The sequence below is a fragment of the Micromonospora sp. BS32 genome, from assembly GCF_059089345.1.
The window spans coordinates 498,264-520,974 of the sequence record NZ_JBSSHR010000001.1; the positions used below are offsets into that span (position 1 = coordinate 498,264).

Genomic DNA, 22,711 nt, shown 5'->3' on the forward strand with positions numbered 1-22,711 from the left:
ATAGTCGAGTCGATCCGGGGTCGCCGGTCACGGGCCGGTACGCGGCCCGCCCCCGGCCCGGCGGGTCGGGTGGATCCTATCGGCCCGGGCCGCACCGGAGGCGCCGTCACCGCCGGGCGGCCAGCCCCGGCGCGGCGGCGTGGGCCGGGGCGAAGACGTGCCGGAGCACCTGCGGCGGCCCAGGGCGGGCGCCCCACTCGCGCGGGTAGCCCAGCGACACCTCCACGAACCGTACGCCGTCGTGCCAGGTCGTCCGGGGGATGTGCAGGTGGCCGTAGACGCTGACCGCGGCGCGGAACCGGCGGTGCCAGTCGGCGGTCGCGGTGGTGCCGCACCACTGGGCGAACTCCGGGTATCGCAGGATGTCGGTGGGCTCCCGGACCAGTGGGAAGTGGTTGACCAGCACCGTGGGCAGCGCCGGATCGCAGGCTGCCAGTCGCCGCCGGGTCACGTCCAGCCGGGCCGCGCACCAGGCCTCCCGGCTCGGATACGGATCGGGGTGCAGCAGCATCTCGTCGGTGCACACCACCCCGGCGGCGTACGCGCGCTCCAGGGACTGCTGCTTGTCGGCCGCGCCCGGGACGCGGAACGAGTAGTCGTAGAGGACGAACAGGGGAGCGATCGTCACCGGACCGCCGGGCCCCGCCCAGACCGGGTAGTCGTCCTCCGGGGTCAGCACGTCGAGCCCGCGGCACATGGCGACCAGGGCGCGGTAGCGCTCGTCGCCGCGCAGCTGCACCGGATCCGATCGGGGCGTCCACAGCTCGTGGTTGCCCGGCGCCCAGACCACCCGGGCGAAGCGGGCGCTCAGCAGGCCGAGGGCCCACTCGATGTCGGCGAAGGTCTCGCCGACGTCGCCCGCGACGATCAGCCAGTCGTCGTCGTGCTCCGGGCGGAGCCCCTCGACGATGGCGCGGTTGGCGGGGTGTGCCACGTGCAGGTCGCTGGTGGCCAGCAGGCTACCGGTCGTCATGGCCGCCGCTCCCGATGCTCTCCGTCCGCCCCCGCCGAGTGCCGGCCGATCCGGTGTACCGACGCTAGCCAGCCGCCGGTGACCGGGCCAACCCCTATCGCGGGGCACGCGGGGACGCCCACCGCGCGCCGTCCGGCCGGCCCCGAGTCAGGGGGCGCTAAGGGTTGGCGGGCCCTCCCGGCGGCCCATAGCGTCCGAACGATCAGTTCGCGCAGACCGTCCGCCGGCAGATCCCGCGCGACGTGCGCCCGGCCGCGCCGGCGGGTCCGGCGACGACGGGTACGGCGGCGCCGGGCAGGACGTCGGCGTCGGCGCGCGGCCCGGCCCACCGAAAGGACGTCCCGAGTGACCGAGCAAGCGCCCGATCCCGGTCCGTGGTTCCGCCGATTCCATCCCGCGCCCGCCGGTGACCTGCGGCTGGTCTGCTTCCCGCACGCCGGTGGCTCGGCGAGCTTCTACTTCCCGGTCTCCGCCGCCCTGGCGCCGCGGATGGAGGTCCTCGGCGTGCAGTACCCCGGCCGGCAGGACCGTCGCTCCGAACCGCCCGTCGGCGATCTGCACGCCCTCGCGGACGGGATCGCGGCGGCGCTCGCCCCGCTGGACGACCGCCGGCTGGCCTTCTTCGGGCACAGCATGGGCGCGATCCTGGCGTACGAGGTGGGCCTGCGGCTCGAACGGGCCGGCCGGCACCGCCTCACCCACGTCTTCGCGTCGGGGCGCCGCGCGCCGTCGCGCTACCGGGACGAGTCGGTGCACCTGCGCGACGACGCCGGCATCCTCGCGGAGCTGCGGCAGCTGGAGGGGACCGACAGTCGTCTGCTGACCGATCCCGAGTTGCAGCAGATGTTCCTGCCGGTGATCCGCAACGACTACCGGGCGGTCGAGACGTACCGGCACCGGCCCGGCCCGGTGCTCCAGTGCCCGGTGACCGTGCTGACCGGGGACAGCGACGCGATGACCAGCATGGACGAGGCGCGGGCCTGGTCGGCGCACACCACCGGGCGGATGGACCTGCGGGTCTTTCCCGGCGGGCACTTCTATCTGGTCCGGCAGGCGACCCGGGTGATCGACCTGCTGGCCGAGGAGCTGGCGCCGGCCGTGCGGCTCCCCGGCTGAGCCCGGACACGTCGACGGGGCCGTCCCTCAGGGGCGGCCCCGTTCTCCGTACCCGGTCGGTGGTGGCGGCCCACGACCGGACGCCGTCGCCCGCGTACGCGGAGCGGCGCCGGTGAAGCCGTGGCTTCACCGGCGCCGGGGCCGAGCATGACTGACTACGCCGAGGCGTCGACGGTGCCGGTCTGCGGCGACGCCGTCGCCTCCGCCCCCTCGCTCGTCGCCGCGCCGGCCGGCGAGACGGGGACGTTGCGCAGCAGGTAACCGGTCAGCACCGCGACCACCGCCATGGCGATGGCCCCGGCCAGGGCGGCGTTGTTGAGGCCGTGGGTGAACGCGAGCCGCCCGGTGGCGAGCAGCGCGTTGCCGATGCCCTCCGGCAGGTTCGCCGCCACGGCCGTGGCACCGCCGAGCGTGCCGCGGGCCGCCTCGACGACGGCCTCCGGCGCGCCCGGAATCTGCACGTCGAGCATCTCCCGGTGGTAGACGGCGGTGCCGACGCTGCCCAGGACGGCGAAGCCCAGTGCGCCACCGAACTCGCTGGCGGTCTCGGAGACCGCCGCGGACGAGCCGGCGCGCTCCGCCGGGGCGGCGGTGACGATGATCTCGGCGATCAGCGTCTTGGCCACCAGCATGCCGGCGGCCAGGCAGGCCACGCCACCCAGCAGGAACAGGATGTGCGAGGTCACCCTGACCTGGGTCAGCACGATGAAGCCCGCGGTCATCAGCAGCAGGCCGCCGGAGATGATGTAGCCCGGACGGACCTTCTTGGACACCGCGGTGGTGACACCGATCGCGATGCCGATGGCCGGTGCGACCGCCAGCGACCACAGGGCGGCCACGAACGGGCTCTTGCCGAGCACCAGCTGCATGAACTGGTTGGTGAAGAGACTGATGCCGACGAACGCCAGCATCACCATCAGGTTGACTATGACGGAGCCGGTGAAGGCCCGCGACCGGAACAGCACCAGGTCGATGAGCGGGTGCTCACGGGTGCGCTGGCGCTGGATGAACGCCCAGCCGAAGAGGACGCCGACCACGATGGCGGCGACCGCCGCGTTGCTGTAGCCGTTGACCGCCAGCTCCTTGATGCCCCAGATCGTGGGCAGGATCGCGGCGAGGGAGAGTGTGACGCCCAGCAGGTCGAACCGGGCCGGTGACGGGTCGCGCTGCTCGGGCAGCACGATCGGCGCGAGCACCACCAGCAGGATCATCACCGGGACGTTGATGAGGAAGACGGACCCCCACCAGAACTTCTCCAGCAGCAGGCCACCGATGATCGGGCCGAGGGTCGCGCCGCCGGTGAGCGCCCCGCTCCACACCGCGATGGCGGTCTTGCGCTGGTTGGGGTCGTGGAACATGCTGCGGATGAGCGCCAGCGTGGTCGGGGTGAGGGTCGCGGCGCCGATGCCCAGCAGGGCGCGTGAGGCGATGAGCATCTCGGGGCTGGTCGAGTACGCCGCGAGCGCGGACGCGGTGCCGAAGAGGATCGCCCCCATCACCAGCACCTTGCGGCGGCCGATCCGATCGCCGAGCCACCCCATGGTGATCAGCAGGCCGGCGAGCGCGAACCCGTAGCTGTCCATGATCCACAAGAGCTGCGAGCCGGAGGGCTCGAGATCGGCACTCATCAGTGGAACTGAGAAGTACAGGACGCCGATGTCCATGGTGAGAAGCAGGCAAACCAGGGTCAGGACGCTCAGTCCCAGCCACTCCTTGGCGGTCGCCTTGGCGCCGGGCTCGGCGCCGGCCGTCGCTTCCAGGTCAGTCATTCCCGTACTGTACAACCGTATGAAACAAACGTCCACGACATCTTTCTAAAACATCCGTATAGATCTGAGCTACGCTCTGCGGCATGGGAAATCGCGAAGCCCTCCTGGCCGCTGCGAAGCGATGCCTGTACCAGAACGGGTATCCGCGCACCACGGCCCGCGACATCGCCGCCGAGGCGGGGGTCAGCCTGGCCGCCATCGGCTACCACTTCAAGAGCACCGAGGCGTTGCTCAACGCCGCCCTCATCGACGCCGTGCAGGACTGGGGCGACGAGATCGCCCGCGCCGTGGCGGAACCGCCCGAGGAGGGGCAGAACGCGCTCGAACGCTTCGAGGCGACCTGGACCCGCCTGGTCGACGTGGTGATCAGGCACCGGCGCACCTGGGTGGCCAGCTTCGAGTTCCTGGCCCAGGTCGACCACGTGCCGCAGGTACGCGAGCAGCTCGCGGCCGGCATGGAACAGGCCCGCTACGGTCTCGCCCGGATGCTGCACGACCTGGACCCGGTCCGGGACGGCGCCGAAGCGTGGGCGGTGGGATCCTTCTACCAGGCGCTCGTCACCGGCGTGATGGCGCAGTGGCTCGTCGACGACGAACGTGCCCCGTCCGGCCGGGAGCTGGCCCAGGCCCTGGAGAGCATCATGTCCACCGTCGTAGCGGACGTGGAGACGTCCGCGCAGGGCTGATCGGTACGGCGGCCGCCGGCGCACCGCGCCGACGCGGCGCCGGACGACGGGCGAGCCGGCGGGGATCTCCCACGGCATCCGAAGGTACGGGGGGCAACGTGCGAGTGGGACCGGCGCGGGGCGTCACGTCACGGATGCTCGAGGACGGCCACCTCGAGTTCCTCCTCGGCGACACCGGCCGGCGGATCCGGTGCGGGCGCATCGGCGCGGCCGTGTGGATGGCGCTGCGCCAGCACGAGGGGCAGTGCGCCGCCGCCGCCGACATGCTGGCGGAACTCTGGGACATCGACCCGGTCAACATGCGCGCCGAGGTCGACATCTGGGTGGAGGAGTGGTGTGACGCCGGGCTGGTAAGGGTCGAGCTGCCCTGACGGCCCCACGCCCCACCGACTTTGGGGGGTTAGGCCCACCAACGATAGGGGTGCCGAGCCGGTGTCCCTCCCGCTGCCGTCCGCACAGGATGGATCCCGACGGAGGGAGTGTGCGGTGGCCTGGAAATGGTGCAAGTGGGCAGTCTTCATGCTGTGGCTGGGGGTGGCCGTCGGTGTCACACCGATGGCGATGAAGCTGGGCGACTACCAGCAGAGTGACGGCGTGGTCTGGCTGCCGCACTCGGCAGAGGCCACCGAGGCCTTCAATCGGGTGGAACAGCAGTTCCCCGGCCTCGACGCCCACCTGGCGGTGGTGGTCTACAACCGGGCGTCGGGCGTGACCGCCGCGGACGCCGGCCGGGTCGAGCAGGACCGGGCGGCCTTCCTCGGCTTCGCCCGCGACGGTGCCATCCCGCCGGCGGTGAAGAGCCAGGACGGCAAGGCGCTGCTGCTGGCCTTCTCGCTCGCGGGCGACGAGGACGCCCAGGCCGCCAACAGCGTCACCATCAAGAAGCACCTGGCCGACGCGCCCGGCGACCTGAGCTCGGCGCTCGGCGGGTCGAGCGGCGCCGGTACGGACATCGACGAGGCGTTCTCCGGCATGGAGGTCACCGTCCTCATCGCCACCGGCAGCATCGTCGCGCTGCTGCTGCTCATCACGTACCGCAGCCCGATCCTCTGGGCCGTGCCGCTCTTCGCGGTCGCTCTCGCCAGCCAGGTCGCGACCGCGGTGGTCTACCTGCTGGCCCGGTACGCCGACCTCACCGTCGACCCGCAGAGCCGCAGCATCTTCACGGTCCTGGTGTTCGGCGTCGGCACCGACTACGCCCTGCTGCTGATCGGCCGCTACCGCGAGGAACTGCGCCGCCACCCCGACCGGCACCGGGCCATGGGCGCCGCGCTGCGGGCGTCGTTCGGCGCGATCCTGGCCTCGGCGGCCACCGTCACCGCGGCCCTGCTCTGCATGCTCTTCGCGCAGCTCAACTCCAACCGCAGCCTCGGCGCGGTCGGCGCGGTGGGGATCGTGACCGCGCTGGTGGCGATGACCACGCTGCTGCCGGCCCTGCTGCTGGTGCTGGGTCGCTGGGTCTTCTGGCCGTTCGTGCCGCGCTACACCGAGAACGCGCCCGCACCGACGGCGCAGCACCGGATCTACGGCGGCCTCGCCCGGTTCGTCGGCCGGCGGCCGCGCGCCGTCTGGATCGGCACCGCGGTGGTGCTCGCCGCGATGGTCTTCGGCGCCACCAACCTGCACCTCGGCCTGCCCAGCACCGACTACTTCGCCGACGACGTCGGCTCGGTCCGGGCCCAGAAGATGATCGACCAGCACTTCCCGGGCGGCTCGACCGGCCCGGCCCAGATCATCGCGACGACGGGCTCCGCCAGCGCGGTCGCCACCGCGGCCGGTGGTGTCCCCGGCGTGGCGAGCGTGCAGGCTCCGCTGCCGTCGGCCGACGGGCGGTGGGTCGCCATCTCGGCGGTGCTGACCGACCCGCCGGCCAGCGCCGCCGCCCAGCGGACCGTGGAGCGGCTGCGGGACGCCGTGCACGCGGTGCCCGGCTCGGACGCGGTGGTCGGTGGGATGAGCGCCGTCGAGCTCGACACCGCCACGGCCGCCGAGCGGGACGACTTCCTGATCATGCCGCTGATCCTGGGCGTGGTGCTGCTCGTGCTCATCCTGCTGCTGCGGGCCCTGGTGGCACCGATCCTGCTGATCCTCAGCGTGGTGCTGTCGTTCGCGGCGGCCCTGGGCCTGACCGGCTTCATCCTGCACGCCCTCGGCTACGCCAACATCTCCTACGGCATGCCGCTGGAGGCGTTCCTCTTCCTGGTCGCCCTGGGCGTCGACTACACGATCTTCCTGATGACCCGGGCCCGCGAGGAAAGCCGCCGGATGGGCACCCGGCGGGGCGTCCTGCACGCGCTGACGGTGACCGGTGGGGTGATCACCAGCGCCGGCCTTGTGCTCGCCGCGACCTTCTCCACCTTCATCGCCCTGCCGCTGGTGCCCTCGATCCAGATCGGCATCTTCGTCGCGGTGGGCATCCTGCTCGACACGTTCATCGTGCGGACCCTGCTCATCCCCGCGCTGGCCGTGCACATCGGCCCGCGGATCTGGTGGCCGAGCCGGCTCAGCCGGGAGCTCCCGGCGCAGTCCCCGCCGGCCGCCGCACGGCCGCCGCTGGTGCCGACCTCCTGAAGCCGCCGGAGAGGCGGGTCACCCGCCCGCCTCTCCGGCACGTGCAGCGCCTGGGCCTCCCCCGTGGCCCGGGCGCTGCTCCCTGTCCCGGTCCGGGCCGTCCGCCGGACCGTCCCACCCGGATCCCGCCGAACCGACATACCGGTCACCCGGCGGGGACGAAGTAAAGTGGCTGCCAGGTGCGGTACGGCTCGACGTACCGCGGAGGTCGCCGATGACCGCGACCACCGCATCCGGCACCAGACGGACGGCGCGGAGGAGGTACGGGGCAGCGGCCTTCCCGGTCGTGGCCCCGACGGTCGATGGGACATCGTGAGGCCCTGCTGGTCGGCGCGAAGCGCTGCCTGGCCGAGAAGGGATACGCCCGCACCACGGCGCGGGACATCGTGGCGGCCTCGGGGACGAACCTCGCCTCCATCGGCTACCACTTCGGGTCGAAGGAGGCCCTGCTCAACCAGGCGCTGATCGAGGCGATCGGGGACTGGGGCACGGAACTGGCCCGTACGCTCTCCGCCCACGCCGTCAGCGACCTGGAGCCGATGGCCCAGTTCGAGGTGATCTGGACGGAGATCATCGCCCTCTTCGCGAAGCACCGGCAGGTGCTGCTGGCCAGCTTCGAGGCGATCTCTCACGTCGACCACGTGCCGGCCGTGAAGGAGATCCTCTCCTCCGGCCTGGAGCAGGGGCGCCAGGGCCTGGCCCAGATGTTCGGCACCGTCGCCGAGGGCGCCGGCGAGGCGGAGTCCCGCGCGGTCGGCTCGTTCTACCAGGCGCTGCTGACCGGCCTGCTCGCCCAGTGGCTGATCGACCCGGAACACTCGCCCTCCGGTCACGACGTCGCGACCGCGCTGCGGATCATCACCGCGCGGCACCGGGCGGGCGACCTGACGGAAAAGAGCGCCTGATCCCGGCCGGGCCGGGTCAGACGCTCTCGGTTCCGTACCTGCCGGTGGCTACCCGGCCTGCGCCGGCGCCTCGGCCGGCGGCGGCCCGTGCTGCATGTCGGTGACCACCGTGTAGTCGGAGACGTCGACCTTCGGCTGCGGCACCCGGCTCAGCGCCGCCTTCACCGGCACCGCCAGCCGCTCCGCCTTGGCCGCGTCGCTGGCCGACCGGCGGGCGGTGAACTCCGGCATGACCTCGCGGGCGAACAGCTCCAGCGACTCCATGATGTGCTCGTGCTTGGTGTTCCCGATCTGCACCTGGAAGACCATCTGGTCGACGCCGGCCTCCTCGTACTGGCGGACCACCGCGGCCAGCTGCTCCGGCGTGCCGATCGCGCGCCGCTGGGCGTCGAGCCGCGCCTTGACCGTCGGGTCCATCGCCGCGTCCATCGCGGGGTCACGGTCCCGGACGAAGCCGTAGACGCCCCGCATCTGCTCGAACTCGGCCCACAGGTCGGTGGTGCCCGGGTGGTGGGCGCCGTGGATGTAGTAGTGCATGAAGGCGTAGCCGAAGAAGTGCGCGCCGTCGAGGCCGCGGTCCAGGGCCACCTCCTCGTCCTGGTGGCACATGAACGGCATGACCACCGAGAAGTTCGGGTTGACCGCCTGGCTGACCGGCACGCACTCGTCGGACTCGATGGTCCGGTAGTACGTCTCCGCCCACTGCGCCGCTTCCTCGACGGTGACGAACGCCAGCGAAAGCGCGCCCATCCCGTTGCGGGCGGCGGCCTCGATCGTCTCCGGCGAGCTGCACGCCACCCAGAGCGGCGGGTGCGGCTTCTGCTTGGGCTTCGGCACGACGTTGCGCGGCGGCACGTCGACCCACTGGCCCTGGTGCCCGGTGAACGGGGTCTCGGTCATCATGCGGGTGACCACGCCGAGCGCCTCGCGCCACTGCTCGCGCTTGGTCGTCCGGTCGACGCCGAACGCGGCCAGCTCCATCTGGGTGCTGCCCTGGCCGGTGCCGAAGTCCACCCGGCCGCCGGAGATCAGGTCGAGCGTGGCGAGCCGTTCGGCGACCCGGACCGGGTGGTTCACCGCCGGCGGCAGCGACACGATGCCGTGGGCCAGCCGGATCTGCTTGGTACGCGCCGCCGCGGCGGCGAGGAAGACCTCCGGCGCGGAGGCGTGCGAGTACTCGTCGAGGAAGTGGTGTTCGGTGGCCCAGGCATAGTCGAAGCCGAGCTTGTCGGCGAGCTCGATCTGCTCCAGGGACTCACGGAGCAGTCGTTCCTCGCTGTCCTCGGACCACGGCCGGGGAATCTGGTGGTGGTAGAGCAGGCCGAAGCGCATCTGCTGATCCTTCCGAAATGGAGTGTGACGCCGGCCGGCTCAGGCGCCGCGCTTGACGAGGGCGCCGGCGTCGACCTTGAGCTGGAGCCCGGTCACGTACCGCGACTCGTCGGAGGCGAGGTAGGTGACGGCGTGCGAGACGTCGACCGGCTCCACGTACGGGATCGGCATCGCCTGGAAGGCGTAGAAGCCCTGCTCGCCGTCCTCCTTCGTGGGGTTTTCGAGGTCCGGGCGGAAGATGCCGTACATGGTGTCGTTCTGGATCATCGGGGTGTTGCAGTTCGCCGGGTGCACCGCGTTGATCCGCCGGTTGGAGGGGGCGAGCTGGAGCGCCAGCGAGTTGACGTAGAGCACCAGCGTCTGCTTGGCCACCGAGTAGCCGGCCCCGCCCGGGCCCATCGGGCCGGGATCGCCGTGACCCGGGATCAGGCCCACCGCCGAGCCGATCACGATGATCGACGAGCCCTCGCCGAGGTGCGGCAGGGCGGCGTGCACGGTGTTGATCGCGCCGTTGAGGTTCACGTCGATGGTCTCGGTGAACGCCTCCACCGGCTTGTCCGCGCCGAGCGCCGAGATGCCGGCGTTGGCGACGACCACGTGCAGGCCGCCGAGCGCGGCGACGCCCTCGTCGATCGCGGCCTGCAGGGCGGCCCGGTCGCGGACGTCGACGATCTTGGTGAAGACCCGCCGGCCGGCCTTCTCCACCAGGCGGGCGGTCTCGTCCAGCTCCTCGCTGGTGGCCATCGGGTACGGCGTGACGCCGCTCTCCTGGCAGATGTCGAGCGCGATGATGTCGGCGCCCTCCTCGGCCAGCCGTACCGCGTGGCTGCGGCCCTGCCCCCGCGCCGCGCCGGTGATCGCCACGACCTTGCCTTCGACTCGGCCCATCAGGCCCTCCTCGGTGAATGGGTTCGTTGAATTCGCCGGCGCCAGCGATCAACCTGTGCCGTCGACGGCCTGCGGAACTTCCTACCAACCCCACCAGAGAATCCGGCTCCGGACGGACCCCTAAAGTGCGCGTCCGCACCAGATTTAGGGGCTCACTCCAGGTCCACGGAAATGGTAGGGGTGGGTAGGCGTTCTCAGGGGGAGCGGGTGTCTGGCGTCCAAAACCGCGCCACGCTTGAATAACACGCGGATGAAGGCCGGTTGCCGACCATTAAAAGGACGCGAGGTATCCCGATGCTGTGCAGATTCAGCGAAACGGCCACGATCGACGGCGATCTCGCCACGGTCTGGCGGACGGCCATCGACGTGGCGAACTGGGCACAGTGGGATCCGCACTTCAAGGTCTCCCGCTTCGAGGGCGCCTTCGAGCCGGGCGCCATCGGCTGGACCAGGCCGAAGGGTGCCCCGCTCGGCTCGTTCGTCGTGCTGAAGGTCGAGCCGGAGCGCTTCTACGCCACCGAGTCGCGGATGCCGGGCGGCAAGATGGTCATCGAGAACACCTTCACCCAGGCCGGACCGGGCAAGGTGACCGTCCGCCGCCAGAACGAACTGCACGGCGGCTTCGTGCCGATCTTCAAGCTGTTCTACCTGAAGGCCATGCAGCGTGACCTCCGGCGCACGCTGCAGGAGCTCGGGAACGAGGCGCGCCGTCGCGCCGCTGCCGCCGGCAGCAACCGGTGACCAGCGCGGTCGTCCTGGGCGGCGGCTTCGCGGGGATGCTCGCCGCCACCGCCCTGCTGCCGCACGCCGACACCGTCACCGTCTACGAGCACGACGAGCTGCCGGACGGCCCCCGGCACCGGCGCGGACTGCCGCAGGCCCACCACAACCACATGCTGATGGGCGGCGGGGTGCTCGCCCTGGACTCGCTGCTGCCCGGCGTCGCCGCCGCGCTGGAGCGGGCCGGCGCCCAGCGCCGCGAGCTGCTCGGCGGCTTCCTGGTGCTCTCCGCCGGCGGGTGGTACCGGCGCACCGAAGCTCAGGAGCCCTTCGTCCTGGCGTGCAGCCGGGTCCTGCTCGACCACGTGGTGCGCGAGCACGCCCTGCGCGACGGCCGGATCCGGGTCGTCCAGAACACCACCGCGACCGGCCTGCTCGGCGACGCCAACCGGGTCACCGGCGTACGGCTCGCCGGGCGCGACGGCGGCACCACGACCGTCTCCGCCGACTTCGTGGTGGACGCGACCGGCCGCCGGTCCAAGGCGCCGCAGTGGCTCACCGATCTCGGCCTGCCCGCCGTCCGGGAGGACGTCGTGGACGCGGGCTTCGCCTACTCCAGCTGCTTCTTCGAGGCGCCCGCCGGTTTCCACGAGGGATTCCCCGGCATCCTCATCCAGGCCCAGCCGGCCACCGGCCGACCCGGGCAGGGCCTTGCGCTCGTCCCCAACGAGCAGGGCCGGTGGATCGTCGCGCTGATCGGCACCCGGGGCGGGCAGCCGCCGACCGACGAGGCCGGGTTCCTGAAGTTCGCCCGGAACCTGCGCCACCCGATCGTCGCCGACCTGCTGGAGCACGCGAAGCCGGTCAGCGAGATCCGGTCCTACAAGGACCTGGCCAGCCGGCGGCGGTTCTACGACAAGCTGCCGGTGCCGGACGGCTTCCTGGCCCTGGGCGACTCCGCCTCGGTGGTCAACCCGACGTACGCCACCGGGATGTCGGTGGCCGCCCGAAGCGCCGTCGCCCTCCGGGCGGCGCTCGACCGCAAGGGCCTGGTGCGCGGGCTGTCCCGGCGGGTCCAGAAGGACGTCGCGAAGGCCGCCGACGGGCCGTGGCAGATGGCGCTCGGCGCCGACCGCTGGTTCCCCGAGGCCAGCTCCACGGTCAGCAAGCCGCCCAGCGCCGGCCAGCAGCGGATGGCGGCCCGGTACACCGTGACCGCCGGGGCGGACCCGCGGGTCGCCGGTGCGCTCTTCCGGGTGGCCGCGCAGATGGCGCCGCCGACGTCGATGATGACGCCGCGGGTGCTCTGGTCCGTGTTGCGTGGCCCGCGCCGGCCGCTGCTGACCGCGCCGGAGGCGATCGCGCAGTTCCCGCAGCTCGGCGAGCTGGTGACCGCGCGGGAGACGGTGCCGCCCGAGTGGTGACGGTGCCGGCCGCGGCGACCGCCCGGTTAAGGGGTCGTCGGGGTTGTCGCAGGGGTTGGCCCGCCCGGTTCCGCTGAATAGTTTCAAAGCGGTCCGGGAGCATTCGGAATTGATTCGGACGGCGGAGAAAAGTGTCCCGGAAATGCCGACGGGCCGACGGAAATGCGGGGTCGTCCTTGTGAACAATGAGGAAAAACTGCTTGGTTATCTCCGTCGCGCCACGGCCGACCTGCGGGAGGCGCGTCGGCGACTCGCCCAGGCGGAGGCGCGCGGGGACGACGAACCGGTGGCGGTGGTGGCGATGGCCTGCCGGTACCCGGGCGGGGTCGGCACGCCGGACGAGCTGTGGCGGCTTGTCGCCGACGGGGTCGACGCGGTGGGCCCGTTCCCGGACGACCGGGGCTGGCCGGTCGACGACCTCTACGACCCCCGCCCCGGCGAACCGGGCCGGACCTACACCCGCAACGGCGGCTTCCTGCCCGACGCGGGGGACTTCGACCCGGAGTTCTTCGGCATCAGCCCCCGCGAGGCGCTGCACATGGACCCGCAGCAGCGGATCCTGCTGGAGATCTCCTGGGAGGCGTGCGAACGGGCCGGCATCGACCCGACCGCCCTGCGGGGCAGCCCCACCGGCGTCTTCGCCGGGGTCATGTACCACGACTACGGGCTCGGTGACGACGCCGGCGGCACCAGCGGCGGCAGCCTCGTCAGCGGCCGGGTCGCCTACACGCTGGGCCTGGAGGGGCCGGCCGTCTCGGTCGACACGGCCTGCTCCTCGTCCCTGGTCGCCCTGCACTGGGCGGTCCAGGCGCTGCGCCGCGGCGACTGCACCCTGGCCCTGGCCGGCGGCGTGACGGTGATGTCCACACCGGACATGTTCCTGTACTTCAGCAGCCAGCGCGGCCTCGCCGCGGACGGGCGGTGCAAGTCCTTCGCCGCCGCCACCGACGGCACCGGCTGCGCGGAGGGCGCCGGCGTCCTGCTGCTCGAGCGGCTCTCCGACGCCCGCCGCAACGGTCATCCGGTGCTCGCGGTGGTACGCGGGTCGGCGGTCAACTCCGACGGCGCCTCCAGCGGCTTCACCGCGCCCAACGGGCCCTCCCAGCGGCGGGTGATCCGCCAGGCCCTCGCCGGCGCCGGGCTGGTCCCCGCCGACGTGGACCTCGTCGAGGCGCACGGCACCGGCACGACGCTGGGCGACCCCATCGAGGCGCAGGCGCTGCTCGACACGTACGGGGAGGGCCGTCCCGCCGACCGGCCGCTGTGGCTTGGCTCGATCAAGTCGAACATCAGCCACACCCAGGCCGCCTCCGGCGTGGCCGGCGTGATCAAGGTGGTGCAGGCGATGCGGCACGGGGTGCTGCCCCGGACGCTGCACGTCGACCGGCCCACCCCACACGTGGACTGGTCGGCCGGCGCGGTGGAGCTGCTCACCGAGAACCGGGAGTGGCCGTCGCCGGACCGGCCCCGCCGGGCGGCCGTCTCCTCCTTCGGCCTCAGCGGCACCAACGCCCACGTCATCATCGAGCAGGCCGCCGACGAGCCGCCGACCGGCGCCGCCGGCGTACCCCCGGTGCTGCCCTGGGTGCTCTCGGCCCGGACCGCGCCGGCCCTGGCGGACCAGGCGGCCCGGCTCGCGTCCCACCTGCGGGCGTACCCGGACCTCGCGCCGGTCGACGTGGCGGCCACCCTGGCCGGCCGGTCCCTCTTCGCGCACCGGGCGGTCGCGCTGGGCGCGGATCGCGACTCACTGCTGGCGGCGCTGACCCAGATCGCCGACGGCGCCGGCCTGTCCGGCACCGCCCGGCCCGGCCCGACCGCGGCGCTCTTCACCGGCCAGGGCGCGCAGCGTCTGGGCATGGGCCGCGACCTGTACGACGGGTACCCGGTCTTCGCGGCGGCGTTCGACGCGGCGCTGGCGGGCTTCGACCCGGGGCTGCGAAACGTGCTGTGGGGTGACGACGCGGAGGCGTTGCACGGCACCGGCAACGCGCAGCCGGCGTTGTTCGCCTTCGAGGTGGCCCTGTTCCGGTTGCTCGAGTCGTGGGGTGTGCGCCCGGACCTGGTGGCGGGTCATTCGATCGGTGAGCTGGCCGCCGCGCACGTGGCGGGGGTGTTCTCCCTGGCGGACGCGTGCCGGCTGGTCGCGGCGCGGGGCGCGTTGATGCAGGCGTTGCCCGCCTGCGGAGTGATGGTCGCGGTGCAGGCCAGTGAGGACGAGGTGCGGCCGCGGCTGGTCGACGGCGTCGACATCGCGGCGGTCAACGGCCCGGACTCGGTGGTCGTCTCCGGCGACGAGGGGGCCGTGGACGCCGTGCTGGCCGGGCTGGGCACCCGGCGGTCCACCCGGCTGCGGGTGTCGCACGCGTTCCACTCGCCGCTGATGGAGCCGATGCTCGCGGACTTCCGGGCGGTCGCGCGGTCGCTGAGCTACTCGGCGCCGGTGATCCCGGTGGTCTCCGCGCTGACCGGCCGGGTCGCCGAGCCGGGGGACCTGGCCGACCCGGACTACTGGGTGCGGCACGTCCGGCACGCGGTCCGCTTCGCCGACGCCGTCACCACCCTCGCCGAGCGCGGCGTCGTGGCGTACCTCGAGGTGGGCCCGGACGCGGTCCTCACCGGGCTCGCCCCGGCCTGCCTCCCCGCCGACAGCGACGCGACGTTCCTCGCCACCCAGCGCCGGGACCACGACGAGGCCGCCACCCTGGCCGTCGCGGTCGCCCGCCTGCACGTCGGCGGCGCCGCCGTCGACTGGACACCCTGGTGCCCGGGGCGCCGGGTCGAGCTGCCCACCTACCCCTTCCAGCGCGAGCGGTACTGGCTGCGGGGCAGCCGGGCGGCCGGCGACGTCAGCACGCTCGGTCAGGCGGACCCCGGGCACCCGCTGCTCGGCGCGGCCGTCGACCTGCCGGACGGGGGCGCCGTGCTCACCGGGCGGCTCTCCGCCGCCGACCAGCCGTGGCTCGCCGGCAACCGGGTTCACGGCGTCGCCCTGCTGCCCGAGGCCGGCCTCGTCGCGCTCGCCCTCACCGCCGCCCGGCACGTCGGCGCCGCGGCGGTCGGCGAACTCGTCGTCGACCAACCGCTCGTGCTGGCCGAGCGGACCCACCTCGCGCTGCGCCTGGTGGTCACCCCCGAGGGGGCGGGTGGCCTGCGGTCGGTGACCATCAGCAGCCGCGTCGAGGGCGCCGAGGGAGGCTGGCTCCGGCACGCCACCGGCACCCTCACCACCGACGGCCCGTCGAGCGCTCTCGTACCGGTGACCTGGCCGCCGCACGGCGCCACCCCCGTCGAGATCGACGACCTGGCCACGGCCCTGGCCGGGCTCGGCCACGAACAGGCCGCGGCGGGCGTGGTCCTCACCGCCGCGTGGCGGCGGGGCGCCGAGCTCTTCGCCGAACTGGCCGTGCCGGCCGGGACCGCCGGCGCGCCGCTGGACGCGGCGTCGCTCGACGCGGCCCTGCACCCGCACCGGCTGGCGGGGGGCGGCGGCCAGGCGTACCGCTGGACCGGGGTCGCCGCGCACGCGGTGGGCGCCACCGACCTGCGGGTGCACCTTGCCCCAAGCGACGCCGACACCCTCCGGCTCACCGTGACGGACGCGGCCGGCGCACCGGTGCTCACCGCGGAGTCGGTGGCGACCCGGGCGTACGACCCGGCGCAGCTGGCCGTCCCGGACACCGGCACCCTGCTGCGGCTGGACTGGCTGCCGGCCACCGGTGGCGCCGCCGCCGAGCTGCCCGGCGACTGGACGGTGCTCGGCCCCGACGTCCTCGCCCTCGGCGACGAGGCACCCGTCCACCCCGACCTGGCGTCGCTCACCGCGGCGCTCGGGGCGCAGCCGCCCCGGTACGTCGTCACCGCCCTGCCCGCGGTGACCGGCCAGGTCCCCGCCGACGTGGCCGCCACCACGGCCGCCACCCACGCGCTGCTGCGCTCCTGGCTTGCCGAGGACCGGCTCGCGCTGACCACGCTCGTCGTGGTCGTCCGGGCCGGCACCGCGGCCACCGCGCTGCCCACCGCCGCCGCCCGGGGCCTGCTCCGCGCCGCGCAGGCCGAACACCCCGGCCGGTTCCTGGTCGTCGAGCTGGCACCCGACCTCGCGCCGGGGACGGAGACGGCCGCGGCGGTACGGGCCGCCGTCGGCGTCGGCGAGCCGGAGACCGCCGTACGCGGGGAGACCGTGTTGGTGCCCCGGCTCACCGACGTGCCCGACACCGCCGGACCGCGCCCGGCCCTCGGCGCCGGCACCGCCCTGGTCGTCGGCGGAACCGTCGGCGTCGGCGCGCTGCTGGCCCGACACCTCGTCGGGGCGCACGGCTTCCGGCACCTGCTGCTCACCGGGGACGCCGACGTGCCGGCGCTGGCCGCCGAGATCACCGCGCTCGGCGCCACGGTCGACGTCGGCGTCGGCGACCCCCGCGAACCGGCGGTGCTCGCCGGGCTGCTCGCCGGGGTCCCCGGGGACCAGCCGGTCACCTGCGTGGTGCTCGTCCTGCCGGCCGCGGGGAACGGCCTGCTCGCCACCCGTACGCCGGACGAGGTCGTCGACACAGTCAGCGGCACCGTCGACGTGGCGTGGCACCTGCACGACCTCACCCGCAAGCTGGCGCTCGACGCGTTCGTCCTCTGCGGCGACTCGGTGGGCGTGCTGCACGGCGCGGGCCGGGGCTCCACCGCCGCCGCCAGCACCTTCCTCGACGGCCTGGCCCGGCACCGGCGGGCGCTCGGCCTGCCCGGTGTCGCGCTCGCCTTCGGCCCGGTCGAGCCGGCCGGCGACGACCTGTACCGGGACCGCCTGCACCGCCTCGGCCTGCCCTCGCTGACCGCCGCCGAGGTCACCGCCGCGTTCGACGCGGCGCTCGCCGCGGAGGAGCCGGCGCTGCTGCCGCTGCGCCTGCACCGCCCCACGCTGCGCGCCGCGCCGACCGAACTGCCCGCCGTGCTGCTGGGCATCGGCGGGGTACGCCAACCGGCGCGCGACGACGTCGCCGGCGGCCAGGCCCTGCGCCGGCGCTACCTCGCGATGAGCGCGGGCACCCGGACCGACGCCCTGCTGGACCTGGTGCGCGGGCAGGTGGCCGCCGTCCTCGGACACGCCGGCGGCGACGCCGTGCCGCCGGACCGGCCGTTCAAGGAGCTGGGCTTCGACTCGCTCGCCGGGGTGGAGCTGCGCCGACGGCTCGGCGCGGCGCTCGGCCTGGAACTGCCCGCGACGCTGGTCTTCGACCACCCGACCGCCCGCGCCGCCGCCGCGTTCGTCGACGCGGAACTCGGCACCGGCGCGGACGACGGCGAGCCCGCCCTCCTGCACACGATCGACGAGCTGGGTGCGGCGCTGACGGCCCTGCCGCCGGAGGAGCGGCACCGCGAACTGATCACCACGCGGCTCGAGGCGCTGCTGCGCGGCTGGCGGGACCGGGCCGGGGACACCGGACTTTCCGACGACTACCTGAACGCCACCGACGACGAGCTCTTCGAGCTCATCGACGGCGAGCTCGGGCTGTCCTGACGGCCCGCACCGACAGGGGACCAGATGAGCAACGACGACAAGCTCCGCGACTACCTGAAGCGGGCCACCGCCGAGCTGAAGAACGTCAAGCGCCAGCTCAGGGAGAGCGAGCAGCGGTACCACGAGCCCATCGCGATCGTGGCGATGAGCTGCCGCTACCCCGGCGGGGTCAGCTCCCCCGAGGGGCTGTGGGACCTCGTCGCCACCGGCACCGACGCCATCTCCGAGTTCCCTACCGACCGCGGCTGGGACACCGACCGGCTGTACGACCCGGAACCGGGCCGGCCCGGCCACACGTACACCCGGCACGGCGGCTTCCTGCACGACGCCGCCCTGTTCGACGCCGCCTTCTTCCGGATCAGCCCGAAGGAGGCCAGGGAGACCGATCCGCAGCAGCGGCTCATGCTGGAGACCGCGTGGGAGGCCTTCGAGCGGGCCGGCATCGACCCGCACGCCGTCCGGGGCGACCGGGTCGGCGTGTTCGCCGGGGTGGTCTACCACGACTACGCCGACGGTGGCGGCACCGGACAGTTGGCCAGCGTCGCCTCCGGCCGGGTCGCCTACACCCTCGGCCTGGAGGGCCCGGCGGTCACGGTGGACACCGCCTGCTCGTCGTCGCTGGTCGCGGTGCACTTCGCGGTGCACGCGCTGCGTACCGGCGAATGCCGGATGGCGCTCGCCGGTGGCGTCACCGTGATGGCCACCCCCGCCTCCTTCGTCGGCTTCAGCCAGGACGGCGGTCTGGCCGCCGACGGGCGCTGCAAGTCGTTCGCCACCGCCGCCGACGGCACCGGGTGGGGCGAGGGCGTCGGCATGCTGCTGCTGGAGCGGCTCAGCGACGCCCGCCGCAACGGCCACCCCGTGCTCGCCGTCGTCCGGGGCAGCGCGCTGAACTCCGACGGCGCCAGCAACGGGCTGACCGCACCGAACGGACCGGCGCAGCAACGGCTCATCCGGGCCACCCTCGCCGACGCGCAGCTGACCGCCGACCAGGTCGACGTGGTCGAGGCGCACGGCACCGGCACGGTGCTCGGCGACCCCATCGAGGCGCAGGCGCTGCTCGCCACGTACGGCCAGGGGCGCCCCGCCGACCAGCCGCTGCTGCTCGGGTCGCTCAAGTCCAACATCGGGCACGCCCAGGCGGCTGCCGGGGTCGGCGGCATCATCAAGATGGTCCAGGCCATCCGGCACGGCGTCCTGCCCCCGACCCTGCACCTGGACGCGCCGAGCCCGAACGTCGACTGGTCCGCCGGACGGATCGAGCTGCTCACGTCGGCCGTCGCCTGGCCCGACCGGGGACACCCCCGCCGGGCCGGCATCTCCTCCTTCGGGCTCAGCGGCACCAACGCCCACCTCATCCTGGAGGAGGCGCCGGCCGCCGACGTCGCGCCGGCCGCCGATGGGGCCGTACCTCCGGTGGTGGCGTTGCCGGTGGCGGCCGCCGACCCGGCCGGGCTGGCCGCGCAGGCCGCCGCGCTGCTGGCCCACCTCACCGACCGGCCGGAGCTGGCGCCGGCCGACGTGGCCTGCTCGCTGGCCACCGGGCGGGCGCAGCTCGACCACCGGGCGGCCGTCCTGGCCACCGACCGGGAGTCCACCCTCGACGCGCTGGCCGCGCTGGCCGCCGGCACCGACCACTCCCGGGTGGCCACCGGCAGCGTCGTCGACGGCAAGGTCGCGCTGCTCTTCACCGGTCAGGGCGCGCAGCGCCTAGGCATGGGTCGTGCGCTGTACGACGCGTATCCGGTGTTCGCGGCGGCGTTCGACGCGGCGCTGGCGGGTTTCGACGGTGGGTTGCGGGCGGTGCTGTGGGGTGACGACGTCTCGGCGTTGAACGCGACGGGGAATGCGCAGCCGGCGTTGTTCGCCTTCGAGGTGGCGTTGTTCCGGCTCCTCGAATCGTGGGGGATCCGGCCGGACTTCGTGGTGGGTCATTCGATCGGTGAGCTGGCCGCCGCCCACGTGGCGGGGGTGTTCTCCCTGGCGGACGCGTGCAAGCTGGTGGCCGCGCGGGGCAGTCTGATGCAGGCGTTGCCGGCCGGTGGCGTGATGGTCGCGGTGCAGGCGTCCGAGGACGAGGTGCGTGCGCTGTTGGTCGACGGTGTGGACGTCGCGGCGGTGAATGGTCCGACGTCGGTGGTGGTTTCCGGCGTGGAGGCGGCCGTGGATGCGGTCGTCGCGGGGTTGGGGGAGCGGAAGTCGACCCGGTTGGCGGTGTCGCATGCGTTCCACTCGCCGTTGATGGAGCCGATGCTTGACGGCTTCCGCCAGGTGGCGGGGTCGCTGACCTATGCGGTGCCGTCGATCCCGGTGGTGTCGACGCTGACCGGCCGACTGGCCGAGGTCGGCGAGTTGAGCGATCCGGAGTACTGGGTGCGGCACGTCCGGCACGCGGTCCGGTTCGCCGACGCGGTGAGCACTCTGGAGTCCGCCGGGGTGACCCGGTTCGTGGAGGTGGGTCCGGACGCGGTGCTGACCGGGCTGGCCGCGCAGACGGTCACCGGCGAGCAGACCGTCACGATCGCCACCCAGCGTCGCGACCGGGACGAGGCGGCCACCCTGGCGACCGCCGTGGGTCGGCTCTGGGCCACCGGCGGGACCGTCGACCTGGCGGCGTGGTGCCCGACCGGATCGCGGGTCGACCTGCCCACGTACGCCTTCCAGCGCCAGCGCTACTGGCAGACGGCCGCCACGCCGGCCACCGGCGGCGACGGACCGGACGCGGTGGACCAGGCATTCTGGGCCACCGTCGAACGCGAGGACCTGCCCGCCCTCGCCGCCCAACTGGACGTCGACGCCGCCGCCCTCGAACCCGTCGTGCCGGCCCTCGCCGGCTGGCACCGCCGCCGGCGGGACGAGGCACACCTGGACACCTGGCGGTACCGGGTGGCCTGGCACCCGCTGCCCGAGACCGCCGACGTCCCCACGCTCACCGGGAACTGGCTCGTCGTCGCCCCCGCCGGGCACCGCGACCACCCGCTCGTGACCCACGCCGCCGACGCGCTCGCCTCGTACGGCGCCCGGGTGGTCCACCTCGACGGGACGGACACCGACCGCGCCGCCCTCGCCGACCGGCTCCGGGACGAGGCGCCCGACGGTGTGCTGTCGCTGCTGGCGCTCGACGAGGAAGCCGACGACCGGCACCCGGGACTGTCCCGGGGCCTCGCCGGCACGGTCACCCTCGCCCAGGCCCTCGCGGACACCGGCGGCGCCGGCCGGCTCTGGTGCCTCACCACCCGCGCCGTCGCCGTACCCGGAGACGACGACCTGCCGAATCCGGAGCGGGCCGCCCTGTGGGGGCTCGGCGCCGGGCTCGCCATGGACCTGCCGGCGACCTTCGGCGGCCTGGTCGACCTTCCCGAGACCCCTGGCGACGACGCGCTGCGCCGGCTCGTCGCCGTCCTCGCCGCCGCCGCCGAGGACCAGGTCGCCGTGCGGGCGGACGGCGTCCACAGCCGGCGCATGGTGCGCGCCCCGCTGGACGGCGCCCCCCCCCCCCGCCCCTGGCGACCCCGGGGCACCGTCCTCGTCACCGGCGGTACCGGCGGACTCGGCGCGCACGTCGCCCGTACCCTCGCCGCCGACGGCGCCGCACACCTCGTCCTCACCAGCCGGCGGGGACCGGACGCCGCGGGTGCGGCCGAACTCCGCGCCGAACTCACCGCGCTCGGCGCCGAGGTCACCATCGCCGCCTGCGACGTCGCCGACCGCGACGCGGTCCAGCGCCTGCTCAAGGAGCTGCCCGGCGAGCTGACCGCCGTCGTGCACGCCGCCGGCGTCGCCCAGCGGATGGCCGCCCTGCCCGAGCTGACCCTCGACGAGTTCGCCGAGGTCGGCCACGGGAAGATCGCCGGAGCCCGGCACCTCGACGAGCTGCTCGGCGACGCGCCGCTCGACGCGTTCGTGCTCTTCTCCTCCGGGGCGGCCGTCTGGGGCAGCGCCGGACAGGCCGCGTACAGCAGCGCCAACGCCGTCCTCGACGCGCTCGCGCAGCACCGCCGCGCCCGCGGCCGGACCGCCACCGCCATCGCCTGGAGCTCCTGGCACGGCGGCATGGTGGACGCCGAACTCGCCGCGGTGATGCGCCGGGTCGGGGCGCCGGCCATGGCCCCGGAGCGGGCGCTCGCCGCGCTCCGGCAGGCCCTCGACCACGACGAGTCGCACCTCGTCGTCGCCGACATCGACTGGGCCCGGTTCGCCCCGACGTACACCCTGGCCCGTCCCCGGCCGCTGCTCGCGGCGCTGCCGGAGGCGCAGGCGGCACTGGCCGACGCGGCGGCGCCGGCGACCGGGCCGGCCGTCGCCGAGCTGCTCGCCGGCGCCCCCGCCACCGAGCAGCGCCGGCTGCTGCGCGAACTGGTCCGCGAGCACGTCGCCGCCGTGCTCGGCTACGACGACCCGGGCATGCTCGAACTCGACCGGGCCTTCCAGTCCCTCGGCTTCGACTCGGTCGGCGCCGTGGAGCTGCGGACCCGGGTCGGCCGCGCCACCGGATGCGCCCTGCCGGCCACCATCGTCTTCGACTACGCCAGCCCGGCGGCCCTCGCCGACCACCTGCGGACGCTGCTCTGCCCGGCCGACGAACCGCCCCCCGTGCTGGCCGAACTGGACCGGCTGGAGGCCGCCGCGGCGGCGCTGAGCGCCGACGAGCTGGAGCGGGCCCGGGTCACGACCCGGCTCCAGGCACTGCTGTCCCGGCTCACCGGGCCCGCGGCCGAGGACGTCGGCGAACAGCTCGCCGACGCGACCGCCGACGACCTCTTCGAGTTCATCGACAACGAACTCGGCCTCGCCTGACCAGCTGCGTACCAAGCG

The 22,711-nt window shown here is 74.0% G+C and carries 13 protein-coding genes; 9 read left to right on the forward strand and 4 right to left on the reverse strand.

The features are described 5' to 3' along the window. Window positions 1-106: 106 nt before the first annotated feature. On the reverse strand, window positions 107-973 hold the full coding sequence (locus tag AC5RWQ_RS02380; RefSeq protein ID WP_494281076.1) for a metallophosphoesterase family protein: 867 nt from the start codon (window positions 971-973) through the stop codon (window positions 107-109). Between the two features lie 345 nt (window positions 974-1,318). Here AC5RWQ_RS02380 and AC5RWQ_RS02385 point away from each other — a divergent pair, with 345 nt between their 5' ends. After that, the gene (locus AC5RWQ_RS02385) at window positions 1,319-2,089 is read left to right on the forward strand and encodes a thioesterase II family protein (protein ID WP_494281077.1); all 771 of its coding nucleotides are present in this window, start codon (window positions 1,319-1,321) and stop codon (window positions 2,087-2,089) included. Between the two features lie 155 nt (window positions 2,090-2,244). On the opposite strand, the gene AC5RWQ_RS02390 is transcribed toward AC5RWQ_RS02385, so the two are convergent. After that, entirely contained in the window at window positions 2,245-3,858 is a 1,614-nt protein-coding gene (locus AC5RWQ_RS02390; protein WP_494281078.1) for an MFS transporter, read from the reverse strand. Between the two features lie 83 nt (window positions 3,859-3,941). Between AC5RWQ_RS02390 and AC5RWQ_RS02395 the strand changes: the two genes are divergently transcribed. From AC5RWQ_RS02395 to AC5RWQ_RS02410, 4 genes are all read left to right on the forward strand, one after another. Beyond that, window positions 3,942-4,544 carry a TetR/AcrR family transcriptional regulator gene (locus AC5RWQ_RS02395; RefSeq protein WP_334490616.1) on the forward strand — a complete coding sequence of 201 codons (603 nt, stop codon included), beginning with the start codon at window positions 3,942-3,944 and terminating at the stop codon, window positions 4,542-4,544. Window positions 4,545-4,678: 134 nt separating this feature from the next. Further along, window positions 4,679-4,915: a PqqD family peptide modification chaperone gene (locus AC5RWQ_RS02400; RefSeq protein WP_494281079.1), complete on the forward strand. Its 237-nt coding sequence runs from the start codon at window positions 4,679-4,681 to the stop codon at window positions 4,913-4,915. Window positions 4,916-5,030: 115 nt separating this feature from the next. Continuing rightward, the gene (locus tag AC5RWQ_RS02405) at window positions 5,031-7,115 is read left to right on the forward strand and encodes an MMPL family transporter (RefSeq protein WP_494281080.1); all 2,085 of its coding nucleotides are present in this window, start codon (window positions 5,031-5,033) and stop codon (window positions 7,113-7,115) included. 302 nt (window positions 7,116-7,417) lie between these two features. Further along, a complete protein-coding gene (locus tag AC5RWQ_RS02410; protein ID WP_494281081.1) occupies window positions 7,418-8,020 on the forward strand; it encodes a TetR/AcrR family transcriptional regulator in 603 nt (200 codons plus the stop codon). A 48-nt stretch (window positions 8,021-8,068) separates the two neighbouring features. On the opposite strand, the gene AC5RWQ_RS02415 is transcribed toward AC5RWQ_RS02410, so the two are convergent. After that, on the reverse strand, window positions 8,069-9,352 hold the full coding sequence (locus AC5RWQ_RS02415) for an LLM class flavin-dependent oxidoreductase (RefSeq protein ID WP_494281082.1): 1,284 nt from the start codon (window positions 9,350-9,352) through the stop codon (window positions 8,069-8,071). 39 nt (window positions 9,353-9,391) lie between these two features. Next, entirely contained in the window at window positions 9,392-10,240 is an 849-nt protein-coding gene (locus tag AC5RWQ_RS02420) for a mycofactocin-coupled SDR family oxidoreductase (RefSeq protein ID WP_494281083.1), read from the reverse strand. Between the two features lie 294 nt (window positions 10,241-10,534). Here AC5RWQ_RS02420 and AC5RWQ_RS02425 point away from each other — a divergent pair, with 294 nt between their 5' ends. From AC5RWQ_RS02425 to AC5RWQ_RS02440, 4 genes are all read left to right on the forward strand, one after another. Further along, entirely contained in the window at window positions 10,535-10,981 is a 447-nt protein-coding gene (locus AC5RWQ_RS02425) for an SRPBCC family protein (protein ID WP_334490609.1), read from the forward strand. Further along, window positions 10,978-12,384 carry an NAD(P)/FAD-dependent oxidoreductase gene (locus AC5RWQ_RS02430; protein WP_494281084.1) on the forward strand — a complete coding sequence of 469 codons (1,407 nt, stop codon included), beginning with the start codon at window positions 10,978-10,980 and terminating at the stop codon, window positions 12,382-12,384. Before AC5RWQ_RS02425 ends, AC5RWQ_RS02430 begins: the two co-directional genes overlap by 4 nt. Before the next feature lie 178 nt (window positions 12,385-12,562). Next, window positions 12,563-17,896 (forward strand): type I polyketide synthase, encoded by a 5,334-nt coding sequence (locus AC5RWQ_RS02435; RefSeq protein WP_494281085.1) that lies wholly within the window; start codon window positions 12,563-12,565, stop codon window positions 17,894-17,896. Between the two features lie 24 nt (window positions 17,897-17,920). Beyond that, window positions 17,921-22,693 carry a type I polyketide synthase gene (locus tag AC5RWQ_RS02440; protein ID WP_494281086.1) on the forward strand — a complete coding sequence of 1,591 codons (4,773 nt, stop codon included), beginning with the start codon at window positions 17,921-17,923 and terminating at the stop codon, window positions 22,691-22,693. Window positions 22,694-22,711: the final 18 nt, after the last annotated feature.